The sequence below is a fragment of the Mesorhizobium sp. f-mel genome, assembly GCF_053850215.1.
Genome location: NZ_JBSPTO010000009.1, coordinates 62,774 through 81,286, shown reverse-complemented (window position 1 = coordinate 81,286; position 18,513 = coordinate 62,774). Strand labels below are relative to the sequence as shown.

Sequence of the window (18,513 nt, the reverse complement as noted above, 5' to 3'; positions counted from 1 at the left end):
AACAACAGACGGGCGGAACGGCGGCCGGCGAACGCATCGGCCCGAAATCGGAATTGATTTTCGGAAAGCACGATGCGTAGATTCAAAGTGTTAGAGCGTATCTTGTGCGTCCACGTGGACCCACATCGCGTCTAACGACATCGTTTCGCCGCATAGGGCAGGCACGGATTCCAGCTCCCTCAAATGGGATAGAATTGGGTCGGAACCGAGATAAAATTGGGATGCTTTCGATGAGGAAATACCTCTTTTCGGCAGGGTTCGCGCTGCTGGTGGCGGCGACCTCGGCCTCGATCACAGTGATGACGCCGCCGGCCTTCGCCAGTCAGATCAAATACGTCGTCAACAACGTACCGATCACCACCGGCGACATCCAGCATCGCGCTGCCTTCCTGCGCCTGCAGCGCAAGAAAGGCGACGCTGCCGAGGAAATGATCGAGCAGACGCTGCGCGTCGCCGAAGCCAGGCGTCTCGGCATCCGCATCAGCGACGCCCAGGTCGACGCCGCCTATCAGCGCTTTGCCACGACCAACAAGATGCAGCTCAAACAACTCGATGGCGTCATGGCGCAGTCCGGCGTCGGCAAGGAACATTTCAAGGAGTTCATCCGCTCCCAGATGGCCTGGAACCAGGCGCTGACCGCGCGCCATCGCTCCAAGAGCGGCGGCGCGTTGAGCGAGCAGGACGTGGTCAGGCGCATGCTCGACAATGGCGGCACCAAGCCGACCGCCATGGAGTACATGCTGCAGCAGGTCATTTTCGTCGTGCCGGCGGCCGAGCGCAGCGCTACGCTGTCCAAGCGCAAGCGCGAAGCCGATGCCATGCGCGCCCGCTTCAACAGCTGCAACACCTCGCGCGAATTTGCCAAGGGCCTGATCGACGTCACCGTTCGCGATCTCGGCCGGATACTGGCGCCGCAATTGCCGCCGGACTGGGCCGACCAGATCAAGGCCACCAAGGTCGGCGGCGCCACCCCCACGCGCGAGACAGACCGCGGCGTCGAGTTCATCGGCATCTGCTCGTCGCGCGAAGTGTCCGACGACAAGGCCGCCCAGATGGTGTTCCAGAGTGAAGGCTCGAGCGGCAAGGACGCCGACGAGCTCTCCAAGCAGTATGTCGAGGAGTTGCGGAAGAAAGCCCGCATCGTCGAGCGCTGAAGTCGCCAGAGGCAGAGCTTCCGCTGGCGCTGAGCGTCGGCGATCCATCCGGCGTCGGGCCGGAAATCGCCATTGCCGCCTGGCGAGCGCGCGACAGCGCCGGTGTGCCGCCCTTCTATCTTATTTCCGATCCGGCGTTGATTGCCGCACGGGCGCGCTTGCTCGGCGCCGATGTGCCAATCACGGAGACGATACCAGCCAAAGCGGCGCGCGTCTTTGCACGCGCCCTGCCCGTCGTGCCCCTTGTCGCCCGCTTCGTCGACGGCCCCGGCCGGCCGGACCCAGCCAACGCCGCCGGCATCATCGAGGCCATCGACCGCGCTGTTGACGACTGCCTTGGCGGCCGCGCGGCGGCAGTCGTCACCTGCCCGATCGCCAAGAAGCCGCTCTACGATGCCGGCTTCCGTTTCCCCGGCCATACCGAATATCTGGGGCATCTGGCGACACTCCACACCGGCGCAGAAGCGATGCCGGTGATGATGCTTGCCGGTCCCGACTTGCGCACGGTTCCGGTCACCATCCACATTGCGCTGCGCAAGGTGCCGAAAGCGCTGACCACGGAGTTGGTCGTTGCGACAGCCCGCATCACCGCCGCCGACCTCGAACATCGCTTCGGCATTGCCAAGCCGCGGCTTGCCGTTGCCGGCCTCAATCCGCATGCCGGCGAAGGCGGCGCGATGGGCGCCGAGGACAAGCGCATCATCCGCCCGGCGATCGACAGGCTGACGGCGGAGGGGATCGACGCTTTCGGGCCGCTGCCGGCCGACACGCTGTTCCATGCCCGCGCCCGAGCCGGCTACGATGTGGCGCTGTGCATGTATCACGACCAGGCGCTGATCCCGGCCAAGGCGCTGGCGTTCGACGAGGCGGTCAACGTTACGCTCGGCCTACCCTTCATCCGCACCTCACCGGATCACGGCACCGCTTTCGATATCGCCGGCAAGGGCATAGCCCGTGCCGACAGTCTGATCGCGGCGCTCAGGCTCGCCCGCAGGCTTGCCGACATCGGGACGAAGGCTGCCGCCGCATGAGGATTTGCATGAGAGCGGCCGCATGAGCATCGACGGGCTGCCGCCGTTGCGCGCGGTGATCGAACGCCATGGGTTGCAGGCGAAAAAGGCGCTCGGTCAGAATTTTCTGCTCGACCTCAATCTGACCGGCAAGATCGCGCGCGCCGCCGGCGACCTGACGGGCGCCACGGTGATCGAGGTCGGTCCGGGTCCCGGTGGCCTGACCCGGGCGCTGCTGTCCCACGGCGCTGCTCGGGTCATCGCCATCGAGCGCGACGAGCGTTGCCTGGCAGCGCTTGCGGAGGTGTCGGACCACTATCCGGGCGGGCTCGAGATCATTGCCGGCGATGCGCTGAAGACGGATTTTGCGGCGCTTGCCAAAGGGCCACATGGGGGCAACGGATCTGTGAGGATCGTCGCCAACCTGCCCTACAATATCGGCACCGAACTTTTGATACGCTGGCTGACCGTCGCCGAGTGGCCGCCCTTCTACGCATCGATGACGCTGATGTTCCAGCGCGAGGTGGCCGAGCGCATCGTCGCCCGCCCCGGCAGCGACGCCTATGGCCGGCTGGGCGTGCTGGCAGGCTGGCGGACGGAGGCAAAAATCGCTTTCGACGTGCCGCCGCAAGCGTTCACGCCGCCGCCCAAGGTGGTGTCGTCGGTGGTGCATCTGGTGCCGCGGGAAAGTCCCCTGCCCGCCGAGGTCAAGAAGCTCGGCCGTGTCACCGAAGCGGCCTTCGGTCAGCGCCGCAAAATGCTGCGGCAGAGCGTCAAGAGCCTCGGCGGCGAAGCCCTGCTCACCCGCGCCGGCATCGACCCGACCCGCCGCGCCGAAACGCTTGACGTCGAGGAATTCGTGCGACTGACCAACGCGGTGTGATTGGGCCGGCCCATCCTTATCTCCGTGTGGGAGAAGGTGGGGCGTCGCGCCCCTAATCCGTCTTCTCGTCGAGCAGCCCCGAGACGAAATCGAATAGACCGGGCCGGCGGTCGCGTCTGAGCCGTTCGGCGATGACGATGCCGCGCACTTCGGCGAAGGCGCGGTCGAGATCGTCGTTGATGATGACGAAATCATATTCCTTCCAGTGCTCGATCTCGTTGCGGGCGTTTTTCAGACGCGTCTCGATCACCGATTCCTGGTCCTCGGCGCGGCGCTTCAGCCGCGCCTTCAATTCTTTCATCGAGGGCGGCAGGATGAAGATCGAGACGATGTCGGCGCGCATCTTCTCCTTGAGCTGCTGGGCGCCCTGCCAGTCGATGTCGAACAGCATGTCGCGGCCCTGTGCCAGCGCCAGTTCGGCCGGTTCACGCGGCGTCGCATAGCAATTGCCATGCACTTCGGCCCATTCGAGCAGTTCGTCTGAATCGCGCAGCCGCTCGAACTCGCGCATGGTGCGGAAATGATAGTGGACGCCTTCGATCTCGCTGCCGCGGCGCGGCCGCGTGGTGACGGAGACCGACAGTTCGAGACTGGAATCGCTCTCCAGAAGATTACGCGCGATCGTAGACTTACCGGCGCCGGACGGCGAAGACAGCACGAGCATCAGGCCCCGGCGGCGAATGCGGGAACCCAAATCCCTGGCAACCATAGGCTCCTTGGCGACCATCAGGGTTACTCCAGATTCTGGACCTGTTCGCGAAGCTGGTCGACGACCGCCTTCAGCTCCAGCCCTATGGCGGTGATCGCAGCGGCGTTCGACTTCGAACACAGCGTATTCGATTCGCGGTTGAATTCCTGCGCCAGAAAATCGAGCTTGCGGCCGATGGCGCCGCCGCCTGCCAGCAGCACCCGACCGGACGCCACATGCGTCTTCAGCCGGTCGATCTCCTCGCGGATGTCGGCCTTGGTGGCTAGGAACGCCGCCTCCATATGCAACCGGCTGGCGTCGAGATTGGCGGAGGCATCCATCAGCAGCCGAACCTGCTCGGCAATCCGTTCCCGGATCACCGTCGGCTCGCGCGACGGATCGGCCTCGGCGCGCACCGTCAGCGCCTCGATAGCGTCGATATGGCCGGACAGCAGCGAGCGTAGGGCGGCGCCCTCGCCCTGGCGTGCCTGCTCCAGCCCGCCCAGCGCCACTTCGAGCGCCGAGAAAATCGCGCTGTCGAGCGCCGCCCGCGCCTCTTCGGTTTCGGTGGTTTCGGGGATGTCGAGCACGCCGCGTAGCGAAAGCAGCCCATCGGCTGTCGCAGGCGCTGCGCCGAACTGCTCCTGCAGCCGCTTCGCCAACCCGGCCAGATCCCTCAGGAAGGCCTCGTTGACCACGGGCTGCGCCTGCTGGCCGGCGGCACGGCTGACGGTCAGCGTTGCCTGGAAATTGCCGCGCGCAAAGCGCTTTTGCACTGTCTGCCTGACGGCCGGCTCCAGCCGCTCGAGGCCCTGCGGCAGCCGCAGCCTGACCTCGACACTTTTGCCGTTGACCGACTTGACCTCCCAGGCGATCGACGTGCCGTCATGTTCGGCGACGGCCCGTGCAAAACCGGTCATGCTCTGCAAATTCATGATGCCCTTGCTTCCCCTGGCGCATGGTCCCGGAAGCGGTTCCGGCCAGACATGCGCGGCTTCAAAATGCCGGAGCGCCCTTCGCGCCGAATCGGACGCAAGGCGCTCCTGATCACAAAATCAGCACGTCCCTGCCGTCAAACGAATCGGAGGGACGATCCCAGAACCGTCCGGCGCTACTGCGCCGCTCCCGCGTCGCCATCGTCGCCGCCGTCCACCGGCGCATCGGTCTGACCTTCCACCTTGGCGGCGTCGGCCTTGGCAGTTCCGGCCTTGGCAGCATCATCGGCCAGCTTCTTCTGCAGCGCCCGGTAGCGGGCGACATTCTCGTTGTGCTCGGCGAGCGTCGCGGCAAAGACATGACCGCCGGTGCCGTCGGCAACGAAATACAGGTCGTCGGTCTTCGACGGATTGGCGACGGCTTCCAGTGCCGCACGGCCGGGATTGGCGATCGGCGTCGGCGGCAAGCCGTTGATCAGATAAGTGTTGTAGGGCGTCGGCTTCTTGATGTCCGACTGATAGATTGGGCGGTCGGCGGGTTTGCCCTTGCCGCCGAACAGGCCGTAGATAATGGTCGGATCGGACTGCAGCCGCATGCCCTTGGCCAACCGGTTGAGGAAGACGGCGGCGACCCGTGAGCGTTCGTCGCCCTTGCCCGTCTCCTTCTCGACGATCGAAGCCAGGGTGACGAAGTCATCCACACTGGCCAGAGGCAGATCGGGGGCGCGCCGCTGCCAGACTTCCTCGACCAGCTTCTTCTGATCCGCCAAAAGCTTGTCGACCATCTGCTGGCGTGTCGCGCCGCGGGTGAAACGCAGCGTGTCGGTAGCAAGGCTGCCCTCGGGTGGAATGGTCGCCGGCATATCGCCGTCGAGCGCTGCCTGCTCGGCGATGCGCTGCAGCGCCTGCTCGACCGTCAGTCCCTCGGGGACGGTCAGCGAATACATCACCGACTTGCCGCTCTTCAGCAACTCCATGATGTCGCGCATGGAGGCCTGCGGCTTGATCTCGTATTCGCCGGCCTTCAGGGCAGAATCATTGCCAAAGGCACGCACGCCAAGGCGGAAGATGCGCGCGTCGCTGACCAGTCCGCGCCGCTCGAGCTGCTCTGCAATTTCCTGGACGCCGGTGTTCGGCTTGACCAGAAAGGTGTCGGCATTGGCAGACGGGCCGGGCTCGTTGAATTCCTGCTTGCCGAAATACAATGCAAAACCGGCCGCCAGAATCAACAGCATCACCAAGGAGATGACGAAGTTCATGAACACAACGAACTGGCTGCGCGAGGCGCGCGAGCGCTTGGGCGGTGGCGTGCCGGCTTCGGGCCGCAATGCCTCGCTGGCCGTCTTCGGCACGATCGGACTCGACGGTGTGGACCGTTGCCCGAATTCCCCGTTGTCCGCCGCATTCGTGTTCATGGCGCCCTACCGTTTGGTCTTGCAACGAATCCCCTTGGGCAGAGTAGGGGCGAATATGGCAAAATTGACGGCACGCATACGCCGTGCCGGCCGGCGGACCGGTCAGCCATTGTAGCGCTGGAAGACCAGCGAGGCGTTGGTGCCGCCGAAGCCGAAGGAATTGGACAGCGCCACGTCGATCTGGCGGGAGCGCGGCTTGTGCGGCACCAGGTCGATCGCCGTCTCTCGCTCCGGGTTGTCGAGATTGATGGTGGCCGGCGCGATGTTGTCGCGAATGGCGAGGATCGAAAAGATCGCCTCGGCGGCGCCCGCTGCACCCAGAAGATGGCCTATCGACGACTTGGTCGACGACATCGATATTTTCGACGCAGCGTTGCCAACCAGCCGCTCGACCGCGCCGAGCTCGATCGTGTCGGCCATGGTCGAGGTGCCGTGCGCATTGATGTAGTCGACGTCTGCGGGCGTCAGCTTGGCCCGGTTCAGCGCCGCAACCATGCAGCGGAAGGCGCCGTCGCCATCTTCGGCCGGCGCGGTGATGTGATAGGCATCGCCGGTCAAGCCGTAACCGGTGACCTCGGCATAGATCTTGGCGCCGCGCGCCTTGGCGTGTTCCAGCTCCTCCAGAATGACGACGCCGGCGCCCTCGCCCATGACGAAGCCGTCGCGGTCACGGTCATAGGGACGCGAGGCCGTTTCCGGAGCTTCGTTGCGGTCGGTCGACAGCGCCCGGCAAGCGGCGAAACCGGCGATCGACAGCCGGGTCACCGGCGCTTCCGCGCCGCCTGCGACCATCACGTCGGCATCGCCCCACATGATCAGCCGAGCTGCATCGCCGATGGCATGCGCGCCGGTGGAGCAAGCGGTGACGACGGCGTGGTTGGGGCCTTTCAGCCCATGCCGGATCGAAACCTGACCGGAGACGAGATTGATGATCTGGCCGGGGATAAAGAACGGGCTGATGCGGCGCGGACCGCGCTCCTTCAGGATCATCGCGTTCTCGGCGATGCCTTCGATGCCGCCGATGCCGGAGCCGATCAGCACGCCGGTGGCGCACTGCTCCTCATGGGACTTCGGCGCCCACCCCGAATCCTTCAGCGCCTCGTCGGCGGCCGCGATCCCGTAGAGGATGAAGTCGCCGATCTTGCGCAGTTCCTTCGGCTCGAGAACGGCCTCGGGATTGAAGGTGGCGTTCTCACCATTGCCGCGGGGAACGACGTGGGCGACCTTGCAGGCAAGATCCTCCACCTCGAACTCGGTGATGCGCTTGGCTGCGCTGCGGCCGGTCAGAAGCTCCTTCCAGCCATGCTCGAAACCCACGCCGAACGGCGAAAGCAGCCCAAGGCCCGTGACGACGACACGCCTCATCGCAGGTCCTCCTCGCTGGTGACTACAAATAGCGTCAGGCCGAAGCCTTATCGATGTACTTCACCGCATCGCCAACAGTCAGGATGGTTTCGGCCGCATCGTCCGGGATCTCGACGCCGAATTCTTCTTCGAACGCCATGACGAGTTCGACCGTGTCGAGACTGTCCGCGCCCAGATCATCGATGAAGCTCGCCTGCTCCGTCACCTTGTCGGCATCGACGCCAAGGTGCTCGATAACGATCTTCTTGACGCGCTCTGCGGTGTCACTCATTTGGGCATCCTCGTCTTTTGTTTGTCTGTCTTCGTTAGCGGGCGGAATGCCGCTAATCAAGCTGAAAGATGGTCCTGTCGGAAACGCAACGGCACCGGACCGGTTTTTGCCCGAACCGCCCGGTTGCGGGCCGCATTACACGAAAATCGGCCTGGGTCCAAGGCGAAAAGGGGTGTTTTCCCGCAACTGTCAAATCATCGCCATGCCGCCATTCACGTGAATGGTCTGGCCGGTGACATAGGCAGCTTCGTTGGAAGCGAGATAGGCGACGGCCGAAGCGACTTCGGCGCTGGTGCCCATGCGCCGTGTCGGGATCGCTGCCATGATCGCCTCTTTCTGCTTGTCGTTGAGCTTGTCGGTCATCGCCGATTCGATGAAGCCGGGGGCGACGCAGTTGACCGTGATATTGCGGGTCGCGATCTCCTGCGCCAGCGACTTGGAAAAGCCGATCATGCCGGCCTTGGAGGCGCAGTAATTGGTCTGGCCGGGATTGCCGGTGACGCCAACCACGGAGGTGATGTTGATGATGCGGCCATGCCGGCGCCGCATCATCGGATGGGTGAGTTCGCGGGTCAGCCGGAACACGGCGGTCAGATTGACCTCGAGCACCGTATCCCAGTCGGCGTCCGCCATGCGTACGAACAGACCGTCCTTGGTGATGCCGGCATTGTTGACGAGAATGTCGACGCCTTCGAGATCGGCCTCGACCTTCTGGCCGAGCGCCTTGACCTCGTCGCGATTGGAAAGGTTCGCCGGGAACAGCTTGACCCGGTCGCCGAGTTCGGCCGCCAGCGTCTCCAGCTTTTCGACGCGGGTGCCGTGCAGGCCGACGACGGCGCCCTGCGCATGCAGCACCCTGGCGATCGCCTCGCCGATGCCTCCCGATGCGCCTGTGACGAGGGCCTTGCGGCCGGTCAATTCGAACATGTCTTGTCTCCTGATCTAAGAGAGAACACCCTCCACGGGCGGGGTCGAATCTCGGTTGGTTATGCAAGCGCCGCCAGCGCCGCGTCGACATCCGCCGGCGTGCCGACGGCGCCGGTGGCCATATCGCGGTTGATGCGCCGCGCCAGTCCCGACAGCACCTTGCCGGCGCCCACCTCGTAAAGCGTCGCAATGCCATTCGTGCCGAACCATTCCACCGTTTCGCGCCAGCGCACGCGGCCGGTCACCTGTTCGACCAGACGGCGGGCGATTGCGTCCGGATCGCTGGACGGAGTGACCGACACGTTGGAGACCACGGGCACGAACGGCGCGTTCTTCGTGACTTCGGCCAATGCCTCGCGCATGACCTCGGCCGCCGGTGCCATCAGCGCCGAATGGAAGGGCGCCGAGACCTGCAGCATCAGCGCCCGCTTGGCGCCCTTTTCCATGCACAGTCTCGCCGCCAGTTCGACCGCCGCGCTGGCACCGGAGATCACCAGTTGGCCACCGCCATTGTCGTTGGCGATCTGGCAAACTGAACCTTTGGCCGCTTCAGCGCAGGCGTCTTCGACATCGGCCTGTTCCAGCCCGATGATCGCCGCCATGGCGCCTTCACCGGCCGGCACAGCCGCCTGCATGGCATTGCCGCGGATACGCAAGAGCCGGGCCGCATCGGCCACCGAAACGAAACCGGCGGCGGCAAGTGCCGAATATTCGCCGAGCGAGTGGCCGGCGACATAGGCGACCTTGTCCCTCAGCGAGAGGCCGCGCGATTCCAGCGCCCGGATCGCGGCGAGCGACACAGCCATCAGCGCCGGCTGGGCATTGGCGGTCAGCGTCAGCCTCTCTTCCGGCCCTTCCCAGATCAGCTTCGACAGGTTTTCGCCAAGCGCCTCGTCGACCTCTTCGAAGATATTCCGCGATTCCGGAAAGGCGTCCGCAAGGTCCTTGCCCATGCCGACAGCCTGGCTGCCCTGTCCCGGAAAGGTGAATGCGACGGCCATGTGTGGCTCCCAAGCGGCTGATTTTTCCTGCCTGTGACGCAAGGCGGGCGGGCAAGTCAAGTCCGCTGGCAGCCCGACGCGGGTCGCTCCGGCTCGGTATCGGTGGTCGAGTACCTGTTCCAAAAGGCTTTTTTTCGATCACTCATGATGAAAATCGCTCACGATTCGTTTGCTGGCTCTTCTTATTTCAGCCACAGGCGTTAGCTTTTCGTGACATATCGATGACAGCTCAATGACACTTTTGTGTATGGTCGGGGGAATTGTAAGGTGGCAAGGACTAGGAAAGGCGTTGGCAAAGTCGCGCCACAGTTTCTGGAAGGCGATCCGGCCACCGGCTATCTGCCGGGCCGGAAATGGCCTGTTATCCGCTATGGCCTCGTCAGCCTGCTCGCCGCCACCATCTTGGTTTTTGCGATCGAACTGATCGTGCGCGGCGACTTTGCCGGCACCGTCGCCTTCTTCCTGCAGCCCTTCAAGCCGGGCTGGACCACCATCATCATCTTCGCGCTGATCCTGATCGGCCTCGACGCCGTGCTCGGCCGCAGCCACCAGAGCCTGATGATCGTCGCGCCGCTGACGCTGGCGCTGGCCTTTGTCGGCCATCAGAAATCGCTCTATCTCGGCGACCCGCTCTATCCGACCGATTTCCTCTATTCACGCCAGATCGTGGCGCTGATGCCGCTGCTGGTGCGCGAACGTCCGGGAACCGCCATCGCTCTGGCGATCGGAATCGTTGGCAGCCTGTCGCTGCTCGTTTATGGCTGGCGGGTCTGGCGCCGCCGGGTACCGGCGCTCAGCCGCAAGGGTCGCCTGGCCCGGCTGACGCTGACCGTGCCGTTGCTCGCCTTCTTCGTCTCGATCATGGATTACGCGACCTTCTCGTGGACGCGGGACCGGCTGCAGATCATCCCGATCATGTGGGACCAGAAGGAAAACTACGCCTCCAATGGCTTCGCGCTCGCCTTCGCGCTCAACGTACCGATGGCGCATGTCTCGGCGCCTGCCGGCTACTCCGACAAGTCGATCGCAGCGATCGACAGGCCTGACGTGACGGCCTCGGTGCCGGCCGAGAAGCCCGACATCATCATCGTCATGAGCGAATCCTTCTGGGATCCGACCGAACTGCCCGGCGTCAACATCACGCCCGATCCGATTCCCACTGTGCGGGCGCTGCGCTCGGGCTACATGTTCTCACCCGAATTCGGCGGCATGACCGCCAATGTCGAATTCGAGGCGCTGACCGGCTTTTCCAACGCCTTCCTGCCGGCCGGCAGCATCCCCTACCAGCAATATGTCCGCGCGCCGGTGCCGTCGATGGCGACGTTCCTGAAGAGCCAGGGCTATGAGACGCGCGCCATCCATCCGGGCACGAGCTGGTTCTGGAACCGCACGCCGGTCTATGCGGATTTCGGCTTCGACGACTTCAAGTCGGAAGAAAATATGCCATATCTCGAAAAGCGCGGTCCGCTGGCCTCGGACGCGGCGATGACCGACGAGATCATCCGCGAGGCCGATGCCACCGACGATCCGCTCTTCTTCTTCGCCGTCAGCCTGCAGAATCACGGACCCTACGAGCCGAATCGCTACTACAATCCGACCCACAAGGTGCAGGCGCCGACCAGCCAGTGGGCAAAGGATTCACTGCTGAGCTTCATCGAGGGTGCATCCGACGCCGATAAGGGCCTCGAGCGCCTTGTCGAATGGGCGAAGAACCGCCAACGGCCGACAGTCATCGCCTTCTTCGGCGACCATCTGCCGCCGCTCGGCCCGGTCTATGTCGAGACCGGCTTCCTCAAAGATAATGTCGCGCCGCGCAAAGAGCCGCCTGACCAGATGCTGCTGCATCACCAGACGCCGCTGGTCGTATGGTCGAACCGCACCGGGCCGGCCGCGGACATGGGCGCGGTAAGTCCGGCTTTCCTGCCCTACCATATCCTGACCACGGCCGGGATCAGCCATCCCTATTACACCGGCTTCCTCGGCCAGATGCGCGAGCGCTACAGCGTCGTCGATCGTAATTTGTTGATGAAGCCGACGGGCGAGGACACGCCCGACTGGGCGCGACAGAAGAAGATCGATCCGGCCATTCGCGATTTCCGTCTGCTGCAATACGACATGATGTTCGGCAAGCGCCATGCGGCGCCCGATTTCTTCCCGGAAACGGTGAACAAGCGCGTCCCGCATACAAGCTGAAGATGCCGCGACGTATCGTCCTTGGAGCGGCGGGTTTTCGGCTCGCCCTTGCCTTGCGGTCAAATTCCTGTATAGACGCCCGCAATCTGCCGGTCCTTGCTGGGGGCTGAACGGAGGGCCGGAGGTTTTTCGAAAACCTTCGTGTGGAGCCAGAAGCGCTTCCGCCTCCCGTGTCTCCGCTCTCGACCGTCTCGTCATGCTCCTTTCTTCCCCGCCCCCTTCTAGGGATCGGCGGGTCAGAGAAGTTGCAGAGGCTTTTGCCGCGGGAACCGGGAGAGAAACGAAGAAAGGCAAAGAACAATATGGCTCTTTACGAACATGTGTTTCTTGCCCGGCAGGACCTCTCGCAGCAGCAGGTCGATGCGCTTGTCGAACAGTACAAGGGCGTCATCTCTGCGAATGGCGGGGCCGTCGGCCGGGTCGAGAACTGGGGACTGAAGTCCCTCACCTACCGGGTCAACAAGAACCGGAAGGCATACTATACGCTGATGGACATCACCTGCCCGCCGGCCGCGCTCAACGAGATGGAGCGCCAGATGGGCCTGTCCGAGGATGTGCTGCGTTTCCTCACCATCAAGGTCGATGCACATGAGGAAGGCCCGTCGGCGATGATGCAGAAGCGCGAAGAGCGCTCGGAACGCGGCGGCTTCGGCGACCGTGACCGCGGCCCACGCTCGTTCGGCGACCGCGATCGCGGCGACCGTGGCGATCGCCCGCCGCGCAGCTTCGGTGGCGATGCCGGTGCAGATCGTGGTCCGCGCCGTCCGCGCGAAGGTGTTGAAGGGGGTGCAGAATAATGGTCGACATCAACCAGATCCCGACCCGGCGCCCGTTCCATCGCCGCCGCAAGACCTGCCCGTTCTCCGGAGCCAACGCGCCCAAGATCGACTACAAGGACGTACGTCTTCTGCAGCGCTACATTTCCGAGCGCGGCAAGATCGTGCCGTCGCGCATCACCGCCGTCAGCCAGAAGAAGCAGCGCGAACTCGCCAAGGCGATCAAGCGCGCCCGCTTCCTCGGACTGCTGCCCTACGTGGTTCGCTAACACTCTTTCAGCGGGCGGTTCGCCGCCCGCTCTTCCCAACGGCGACGGGCGCCGCAGGGTTGAACTTGATTGATGCATGTCGTTGTCCCAAAACCGGGGCCACTTTTGGGCGACATGCATTGAAAATCCCGGGTTGAGGTGAAGACCTCTAACTGCCGCGACAGGCAGGACAGCGACATAGGCGGCAACGCCCTCAGCTTCCTGACCCTGTTCCAGACAATTCGGCGTCGATGCCAGTGATTGGCGCCCCAACGAAGGAACAAAACTATGGACGTCATTCTTCTCGAGCGCGTTTCCCGCCTCGGTCAGATGGGCGATACCGTCAAGGTCAAGGATGGATTCGCCCGCAACTTCCTGCTGCCGCAGGGCAAGGCGCTGCGCGCCAACGAAGCCAACAAGAAGAAATTCGAAGGCCAGCGCGCCCAGCTCGAAGCCCGCAACCTCGAGCGCAAGTCCGAGGCCATGCAGATTTCGGAAAAGCTCGACGGCAAGAGCTTCATCGCCGTACGTTCGGCCGGCGAAACCGGCCAACTCTACGGCTCGGTGTCGACCCGCGACATCGCAGAGCTTTTGACGGCGGAAGGCTTTTCGGTCAACCGCAACCAGATCCTGCTCAACCAGCCGATCAAGACCATCGGCCTTACCAATGTGGCGATCGCGCTGCATCCGGAAGTCGAGGTCACCATTACGCTCAACATCGCCCGCACCGCCGACGAAGCCGAGCGCCAAGCCAAGGGCGAGACGCTGACCACAGCCGAAGCTATCTATGGCGACGACATCAACGACAATGCGCGCCCGGACAACTTCTTCGATCCCAATGCCGAGTTCGAAGGCGGCGAAGACAACGGCTGATTGCACGTTCACAAGGCGTCAGAGCGGCGCTTTAAAACGTTTCGTCGGCTTCCAGTCATTTCTGGACCAATGCCCGGGCCCCTCGCCTGGGCATTTTTGTGCCAAAAGGAACTTTTCGAACCCCTATATGTGAGGCAGACTACAGCGCCGCGCGTCCTTTGGACGCGCAAATGAAGCTGTAGAACTTCGGTTTGGCGCATGATCCTTTCCGAAAATCGAATCCGATTTTCGGGGTCGTGCGCCGAGACAGCGTGTCTGGCCGAGAGGGGATATTGGTCATGAATATTCTGCTGAAACGCATTCTCGACCGCCTGGTGCGCACCGGCAACCTCAAAGTCACTGGACCGAAAGGCCTCTCGGTGATTTTCGGCGATGGCACTGGCGATCCGGTGCACATGCACATCAAGACCGCGCATGCCGAGCGCGCCATCACCTTCGATCCGATGCTGGCGGTGCCGGAGGCCTACATGGACGGCGAACTCGACATACTCGAGGGTGGCGTGCTGGGGGTGATGCGTATCGCTTTCCAGAACATGGGTAGCGGGGGCATCGATGCCACCTGGTCGAAGGCAATCGAGGGCCTGCGCCACGCCTTCCGCCGCCTGCAGCAGATCAACACGGCGGCGCGCGCGCGCCGCAACGTGCAGCGCCACTATGATCTATCGGGCGAGCTCTACCGGCTCTTCCTCGACGAGGACATGCAGTATTCCTGCGCCTATTTCGAGCAGCCGGACATGACGCTCGATGAGGCGCAGGCCGCCAAGAAGCGCCACATCGCCGCCAAGCTCAGGCTGAAGGCCGGTCAGACGGTGCTCGACATCGGCTCCGGCTGGGGCGGGCTCGGCCTCTATCTCGCCAAGTCCTTCGACGTAGACGTGCAAGGTGTGACGTTGTCGACCGAGCAGCATGGCGTCGCCACCGACCGCGCCCATGCGCAAGGCCTGGAAAACCGCGTGCATTTCGAATTGAGGGATTACCGCGAGCTCAACGAGCGCTTCGACCGCATCGTCTCGGTCGGCATGTTCGAGCATGTCGGCGTCAATCACTACCGCACCTTCTTCGACAAATCGGCGACGCTCTTGAAGCCGGACGGCGTCATGCTGCTGCACACGATCGGCCGCTCCGGCGTGCCGTGGGCAACCAGCGCCTTCATCCGCAAATACATCTTCCCGGGCGGCTATATCCCCTCGCTCTCGGAAGTGATGCCGGCGATCGAAAAGTCGGGCCTCATCGTCACCGACATCGAAATCCTGCGGCTGCATTATGCCGACACGCTGAAGCACTGGGGCGAGCGCTTCGCCGCCAACCGCGACAAGGCCAAGGCGATTTACGACGAGCGTTTCTGCCGCATGTGGGAGTTCTACCTAGCAGCCTCGGAAGCCGCCTTCCGCTGGCAGGATCTGGTGATCTTCCAAATCCAGATCGCCAAGAAGAACGACACGCTGCCGATGTCTCGCGACTATATGGCCAAATGCGAGAAGGCGCTGGAGATGCGCGACATGGGACATCGCCCAAAAGCCGTTACCGCCAAGCCCGCGCGGCGGCGCAAGGTAGCGGATATGGAATAGACCGCCGGCGATCGCCCCATTGCGGCTTGCCTTTGCCGGCCCGCACGCTGAAAAAGGTCTCGTCGTCGCCGCGAGACCTTTTTTCATGACCTATCTCATCTACATCGTTGCTGCCCTTGCCGAGATCGCCGGCTGCTTTTCGATCTGGGCGTGGTGGCGGCTGGAAAAGTCGCCGTTGTGGCTGGCGCCAGGCTTGGCCTCGCTCGCCCTGTTCGGCTTCCTGCTGGCGCTGGTAGACGTCAGCGCGGCGGGTCGCGCCTATGCCGCCTATGGCGGCATTTACATCGCCGCCTCGCTCGGATGGCTGTGGCTGGTGGAAGGCGTGCGCCCAGACCGTTGGGACCTTGCCGGTTCCGCGCTCTGCATCCTTGGCGCCTCGGTCATCCTGCTCGCGCCTCGGGGGGCGTGAGCTATGGAACTGCCTATCCCACTTCGACAGGGCGTTGAGCGTCTCCTCGAAAAAGTGCCGCTGCCGGCGCTGAAGCAAGCGGCAAAAACGCTGTCGGACCGCTACCGCGCCGAGTTGCGCGACGGCCGCCTGCATATGGCCGAGGAGATGGCGGTCAAGGCCTATTTGGCGACGCGGCTGCCGGCGACCTATGCCGCCGTCCGTGCCAGCCTCGATGCGCTCAGCGAGGCAAGACCCGATTATGCTCCGAAAACCCTGCTCGATATAGGCGCCGGCCCTGGTACGGTGCTTTGGGCCGCGCTCGATGTCTGGCCCGACCTCCAGCAGGCGGTGCTCATCGAGGCGAGCGCCGCGGTGCGCCGGGTCGGCGAGGCGCTTGCCACTGAGGCGATGACGGCCAGGATCGCCTGGCAGGCCGGCGATGTCACCCTCGATCTCGCCGATCTCAAGCCGGCCGAGTTGGTCACCTGCGCCTATGTGCTGGACGAGATCGGACCGGCGTCGCTGCCAAAACTCATCGACCGGCTCTGGCACCTGACCGACAACACGCTGCTGGTCGTCGAGCCGGGCACGCCGGCCGGATGGCAGCGCCTCCTTGCCGTGCGCCGGCAGCTGGTCGAGGCGGGAGCGCATGTGCTTGCGCCTTGCCCGCATGAGGCTCCCTGCCCGCTCGTGCCGCCCGACTGGTGCCATTTTTCGCGCCGTGTCGCGCGTTCGCGCCTGCACCGGCTGGCCAAAGACGCCGACGTGCCATGGGAGGATGAGAAATTCATCTACGTCGCTGCCTCACGACAAGCTGCCCCATCCCGCGCCGCGCGGGTGATCGCGCCGCCGAAATCCGGTTCCGGTAAAGTTCTGCTCAAGCTTTGCGAAAAGGACGGCAGCGCTGGCGAAAAACTGTTCACCAAGCGCGACGGCGATGCGTTCAGGCTGGCGCGACGGCTCGACTGGGGCGACACCGGCTAAGATCAGCGTCGGATTCTCGGCACAGTTTCTTTCTTCAATTTGTTCTTGATTTGTTCAATGCATTGCGTAGAATCACAACCTTGCCGAGTCAAATAGAATCAGAACCCCGAAATTCCGTCCTGTGGACGGTTTATCGTTCCTGTGAACAGTGGGCATCAAAGCCGGTTGGACAGGTACTGTTGCAGATAAGTCAGCACTGATTTTTCCCATTCTGATATCGAGGAGCCGGGATCGAAATCGGGGACATCATGGCAGAGGCAGCACGAAAATTCGGCGTGGCGGAAACGCCGCTCTATCGCGAGGCACCGAACAACATCGAAGCCGAGCAGGCGCTGCTCGGCGCCATCCTCGTCAATAACGATGCTTTCTACCGCGTCTCGGATTTCCTGAAATCTGGCCATTTTTACGAGCCGCTGCATAGAAAAATCTTCGAAGTCGCCGCCGAACTCATCCGTATGGGCAAGATTGCGACACCGATCACGCTGAAGACCTTCCTGCCTGCCGACGAGAAGGTCGGCGACATGACGGTTGCGCAATATGTCGTGCGGCTGGCGGTCGAGGCGGTCACCGTGGTTAACGCCGCCGACTACGGCCGCGCCATCTACGATCTCGCCACGCGACGCGCACTGATCACCGTCGGCGAGGACATGGTGAACATCGCCTACGATGCGCCGGTCGATATGTCGCCGTCCGAGCAGATCGAAGATGCCGAACGGCGCCTGTTCGAACTGGCCGAGACCGGCCGCTACGATGGCGGCTTCGAGAGCTTCACCGATGCGGTCAAAACCGCCGTCGACATGGCCAACGCCGCCTATATGCGCGACGGGCATCTGTCGGGCGTCGCCACGGGCCTGCGCGATCTCGACCGCCGCATGGGCGGCCTGCAGCCATCCGATCTGATCATCATCGCCGGCCGCCCCGGCATGGGCAAGACCTCGCTTGCCACCAACATGGCCTTCAACATCGCCGAAGCCTATGTGCCGGCACAACAGGCCGACGGCTCGTTCAAGGCGGCCAATGGCGGCGTCGTCGGCTTCTTCTCGCTCGAAATGTCGTCGGAACAGCTCGCCACCCGCATCATTTCCGAACAGACCGAAATCCCGTCGTCGAAAATCCGCCGCGGCGAGATCAGCGAGATGGACTTCGAAAAGCTGGTCGCCTGTTCACAGACCATGCAGAAGATCCCGCTGTTCATCGACCAGACCGGCGGCATCTCGATCGCCCAGCTATCAGCGCGGGCGCGGCGGCTGAAGCGCCAGCGCGGCCTCGACGTCATCGTCATCGATTATATCCAGCTGATGCAAGGGTCGAGCGCCAAATCCTCACAGAACCGTGTGCAGGAGATCACCGAAATCACCACCGGCCTGAAGGCGCTGGCCAAAGAGCTTGCCGTGCCGATCATCGCGCTGTCGCAGCTGTCGCGCCAAGTCGAAAGCCGTGACGACAAGCGCCCTCAGCTCTCGGATCTGCGCGAATCCGGTTCGATCGAGCAGGACGCCGACGTGGTGATGTTCGTCTACCGCGAGGAATACTATCTGAAGAACCGCGAGCCGAAGCCCGGCACCGACGAATACATCAAATGGGAAAACGAGATGAACGAGATGCGCGGCAAGGCCGAGGTCATCGTCGCCAAGCAGCGTCATGGGCCTACCGGATCAGTCAGCCTCGCCTTCCAGGGCGAGTTCACCCGCTTCTCCGACCTCGCCGAGGAGCATCATATTGCGGAGAGGTTTGAGTAGCTTTTGACTTACCGCCGCGCTCCGTCACACCCCCCTCTGGCCTGCCGGCCATCTCCCCCGCAAGGAGGGAGATCGGCAGCTTTGCCGGCGTC

At 63.5% G+C, this 18,513-nt stretch carries 18 protein-coding genes; 11 read left to right on the top strand and 7 right to left on the bottom strand.

The features are described from left to right. The first annotated feature begins 221 nt into the window (after positions 1-221). Genes ACWUKX_RS14100 through rsmA form a run of 3 tightly spaced genes read left to right on the top strand, consistent with a single transcriptional unit; the run spans position 222 to position 3,047 of the window. Positions 222-1,154: a peptidylprolyl isomerase gene (locus ACWUKX_RS14100; RefSeq protein WP_456007434.1), complete on the top strand. Its 933-nt coding sequence runs from the start codon at positions 222-224 to the stop codon at positions 1,152-1,154. Next, the gene (gene pdxA / locus ACWUKX_RS14095; protein WP_456007588.1) at positions 1,151-2,185 is read left to right on the top strand and encodes a 4-hydroxythreonine-4-phosphate dehydrogenase PdxA; all 1,035 of its coding nucleotides are present in this window, start codon (positions 1,151-1,153) and stop codon (positions 2,183-2,185) included. The genes ACWUKX_RS14100 and pdxA overlap by 4 nt, the downstream gene beginning before the upstream one ends. Before the next feature lie 22 nt (positions 2,186-2,207). Next, positions 2,208-3,047 (top strand): 16S rRNA (adenine(1518)-N(6)/adenine(1519)-N(6))-dimethyltransferase RsmA, encoded by an 840-nt coding sequence (gene rsmA, locus ACWUKX_RS14090; RefSeq protein ID WP_456007432.1) that lies wholly within the window; start codon positions 2,208-2,210, stop codon positions 3,045-3,047. Positions 3,048-3,099: 52 nt separating this feature from the next. On the opposite strand, the gene gmk is transcribed toward rsmA, so the two are convergent. The 7 genes from gmk to fabD all read right to left on the bottom strand — a co-directional run bounded on the left by gmk (position 3,100) and on the right by fabD (position 9,649). Continuing rightward, the gene (gene gmk, locus ACWUKX_RS14085; RefSeq protein WP_027152668.1) at positions 3,100-3,774 is read right to left on the bottom strand and encodes a guanylate kinase; all 675 of its coding nucleotides are present in this window, start codon (positions 3,772-3,774) and stop codon (positions 3,100-3,102) included. Positions 3,775-3,779: 5 nt separating this feature from the next. Continuing rightward, positions 3,780-4,670 (bottom strand): YicC/YloC family endoribonuclease, encoded by an 891-nt coding sequence (locus ACWUKX_RS14080; protein WP_455850472.1) that lies wholly within the window; start codon positions 4,668-4,670, stop codon positions 3,780-3,782. Between the two features lie 176 nt (positions 4,671-4,846). Next, a complete protein-coding gene (gene mltG, locus ACWUKX_RS14075; RefSeq protein WP_456007429.1) occupies positions 4,847-6,085 on the bottom strand; it encodes an endolytic transglycosylase MltG in 1,239 nt (412 codons plus the stop codon). Between the two features lie 102 nt (positions 6,086-6,187). Then, complete coding sequence (fabF, locus tag ACWUKX_RS14070; RefSeq protein WP_095519610.1) at positions 6,188-7,450, bottom strand: beta-ketoacyl-ACP synthase II; 1,263 nt, start codon at positions 7,448-7,450, stop codon at positions 6,188-6,190. A 34-nt stretch (positions 7,451-7,484) separates the two neighbouring features. After that, the gene (locus ACWUKX_RS14065) at positions 7,485-7,721 is read right to left on the bottom strand and encodes an acyl carrier protein (protein WP_006203723.1); all 237 of its coding nucleotides are present in this window, start codon (positions 7,719-7,721) and stop codon (positions 7,485-7,487) included. A gap of 189 nt (positions 7,722-7,910) precedes the next feature. Continuing rightward, complete coding sequence (gene fabG / locus ACWUKX_RS14060; protein WP_029354396.1) at positions 7,911-8,648, bottom strand: 3-oxoacyl-[acyl-carrier-protein] reductase; 738 nt, start codon at positions 8,646-8,648, stop codon at positions 7,911-7,913. 59 nt (positions 8,649-8,707) lie between these two features. Continuing rightward, on the bottom strand, positions 8,708-9,649 hold the full coding sequence (gene fabD / locus ACWUKX_RS14055) for an ACP S-malonyltransferase (protein ID WP_456007427.1): 942 nt from the start codon (positions 9,647-9,649) through the stop codon (positions 8,708-8,710). 267 nt (positions 9,650-9,916) lie between these two features. Between fabD and ACWUKX_RS14050 the strand changes: the two genes are divergently transcribed. From ACWUKX_RS14050 to ACWUKX_RS14015, 8 genes are all read left to right on the top strand, one after another. After that, positions 9,917-11,842: an LTA synthase family protein gene (locus ACWUKX_RS14050; protein ID WP_456007425.1), complete on the top strand. Its 1,926-nt coding sequence runs from the start codon at positions 9,917-9,919 to the stop codon at positions 11,840-11,842. A gap of 302 nt (positions 11,843-12,144) precedes the next feature. After that, positions 12,145-12,639: a 30S ribosomal protein S6 gene (gene rpsF / locus ACWUKX_RS14045; RefSeq protein WP_456007423.1), complete on the top strand. Its 495-nt coding sequence runs from the start codon at positions 12,145-12,147 to the stop codon at positions 12,637-12,639. Continuing rightward, positions 12,639-12,887, top strand: coding sequence for a 30S ribosomal protein S18 (gene rpsR, locus ACWUKX_RS14040; RefSeq protein WP_006203718.1), 249 nt, complete (start codon positions 12,639-12,641; stop codon positions 12,885-12,887). The genes rpsF and rpsR overlap by 1 nt, the downstream gene beginning before the upstream one ends. Before the next feature lie 267 nt (positions 12,888-13,154). Continuing rightward, on the top strand, positions 13,155-13,739 hold the full coding sequence (gene rplI / locus ACWUKX_RS14035) for a 50S ribosomal protein L9 (RefSeq protein WP_127313498.1): 585 nt from the start codon (positions 13,155-13,157) through the stop codon (positions 13,737-13,739). A gap of 278 nt (positions 13,740-14,017) precedes the next feature. After that, positions 14,018-15,307, top strand: a complete 1,290-nt coding sequence (locus tag ACWUKX_RS14030) for an SAM-dependent methyltransferase (protein ID WP_095519615.1) — start codon at positions 14,018-14,020, stop codon at positions 15,305-15,307. Positions 15,308-15,392: 85 nt separating this feature from the next. After that, on the top strand, positions 15,393-15,716 hold the full coding sequence (locus tag ACWUKX_RS14025; RefSeq protein WP_456007421.1) for a YnfA family protein: 324 nt from the start codon (positions 15,393-15,395) through the stop codon (positions 15,714-15,716). A 3-nt stretch (positions 15,717-15,719) separates the two neighbouring features. Then, positions 15,720-16,682, top strand: coding sequence for a small ribosomal subunit Rsm22 family protein (locus tag ACWUKX_RS14020; protein ID WP_455850479.1), 963 nt, complete (start codon positions 15,720-15,722; stop codon positions 16,680-16,682). Positions 16,683-16,930: 248 nt separating this feature from the next. After that, positions 16,931-18,421, top strand: coding sequence for a replicative DNA helicase (locus ACWUKX_RS14015; RefSeq protein WP_065009846.1), 1,491 nt, complete (start codon positions 16,931-16,933; stop codon positions 18,419-18,421). Positions 18,422-18,513: the final 92 nt, after the last annotated feature.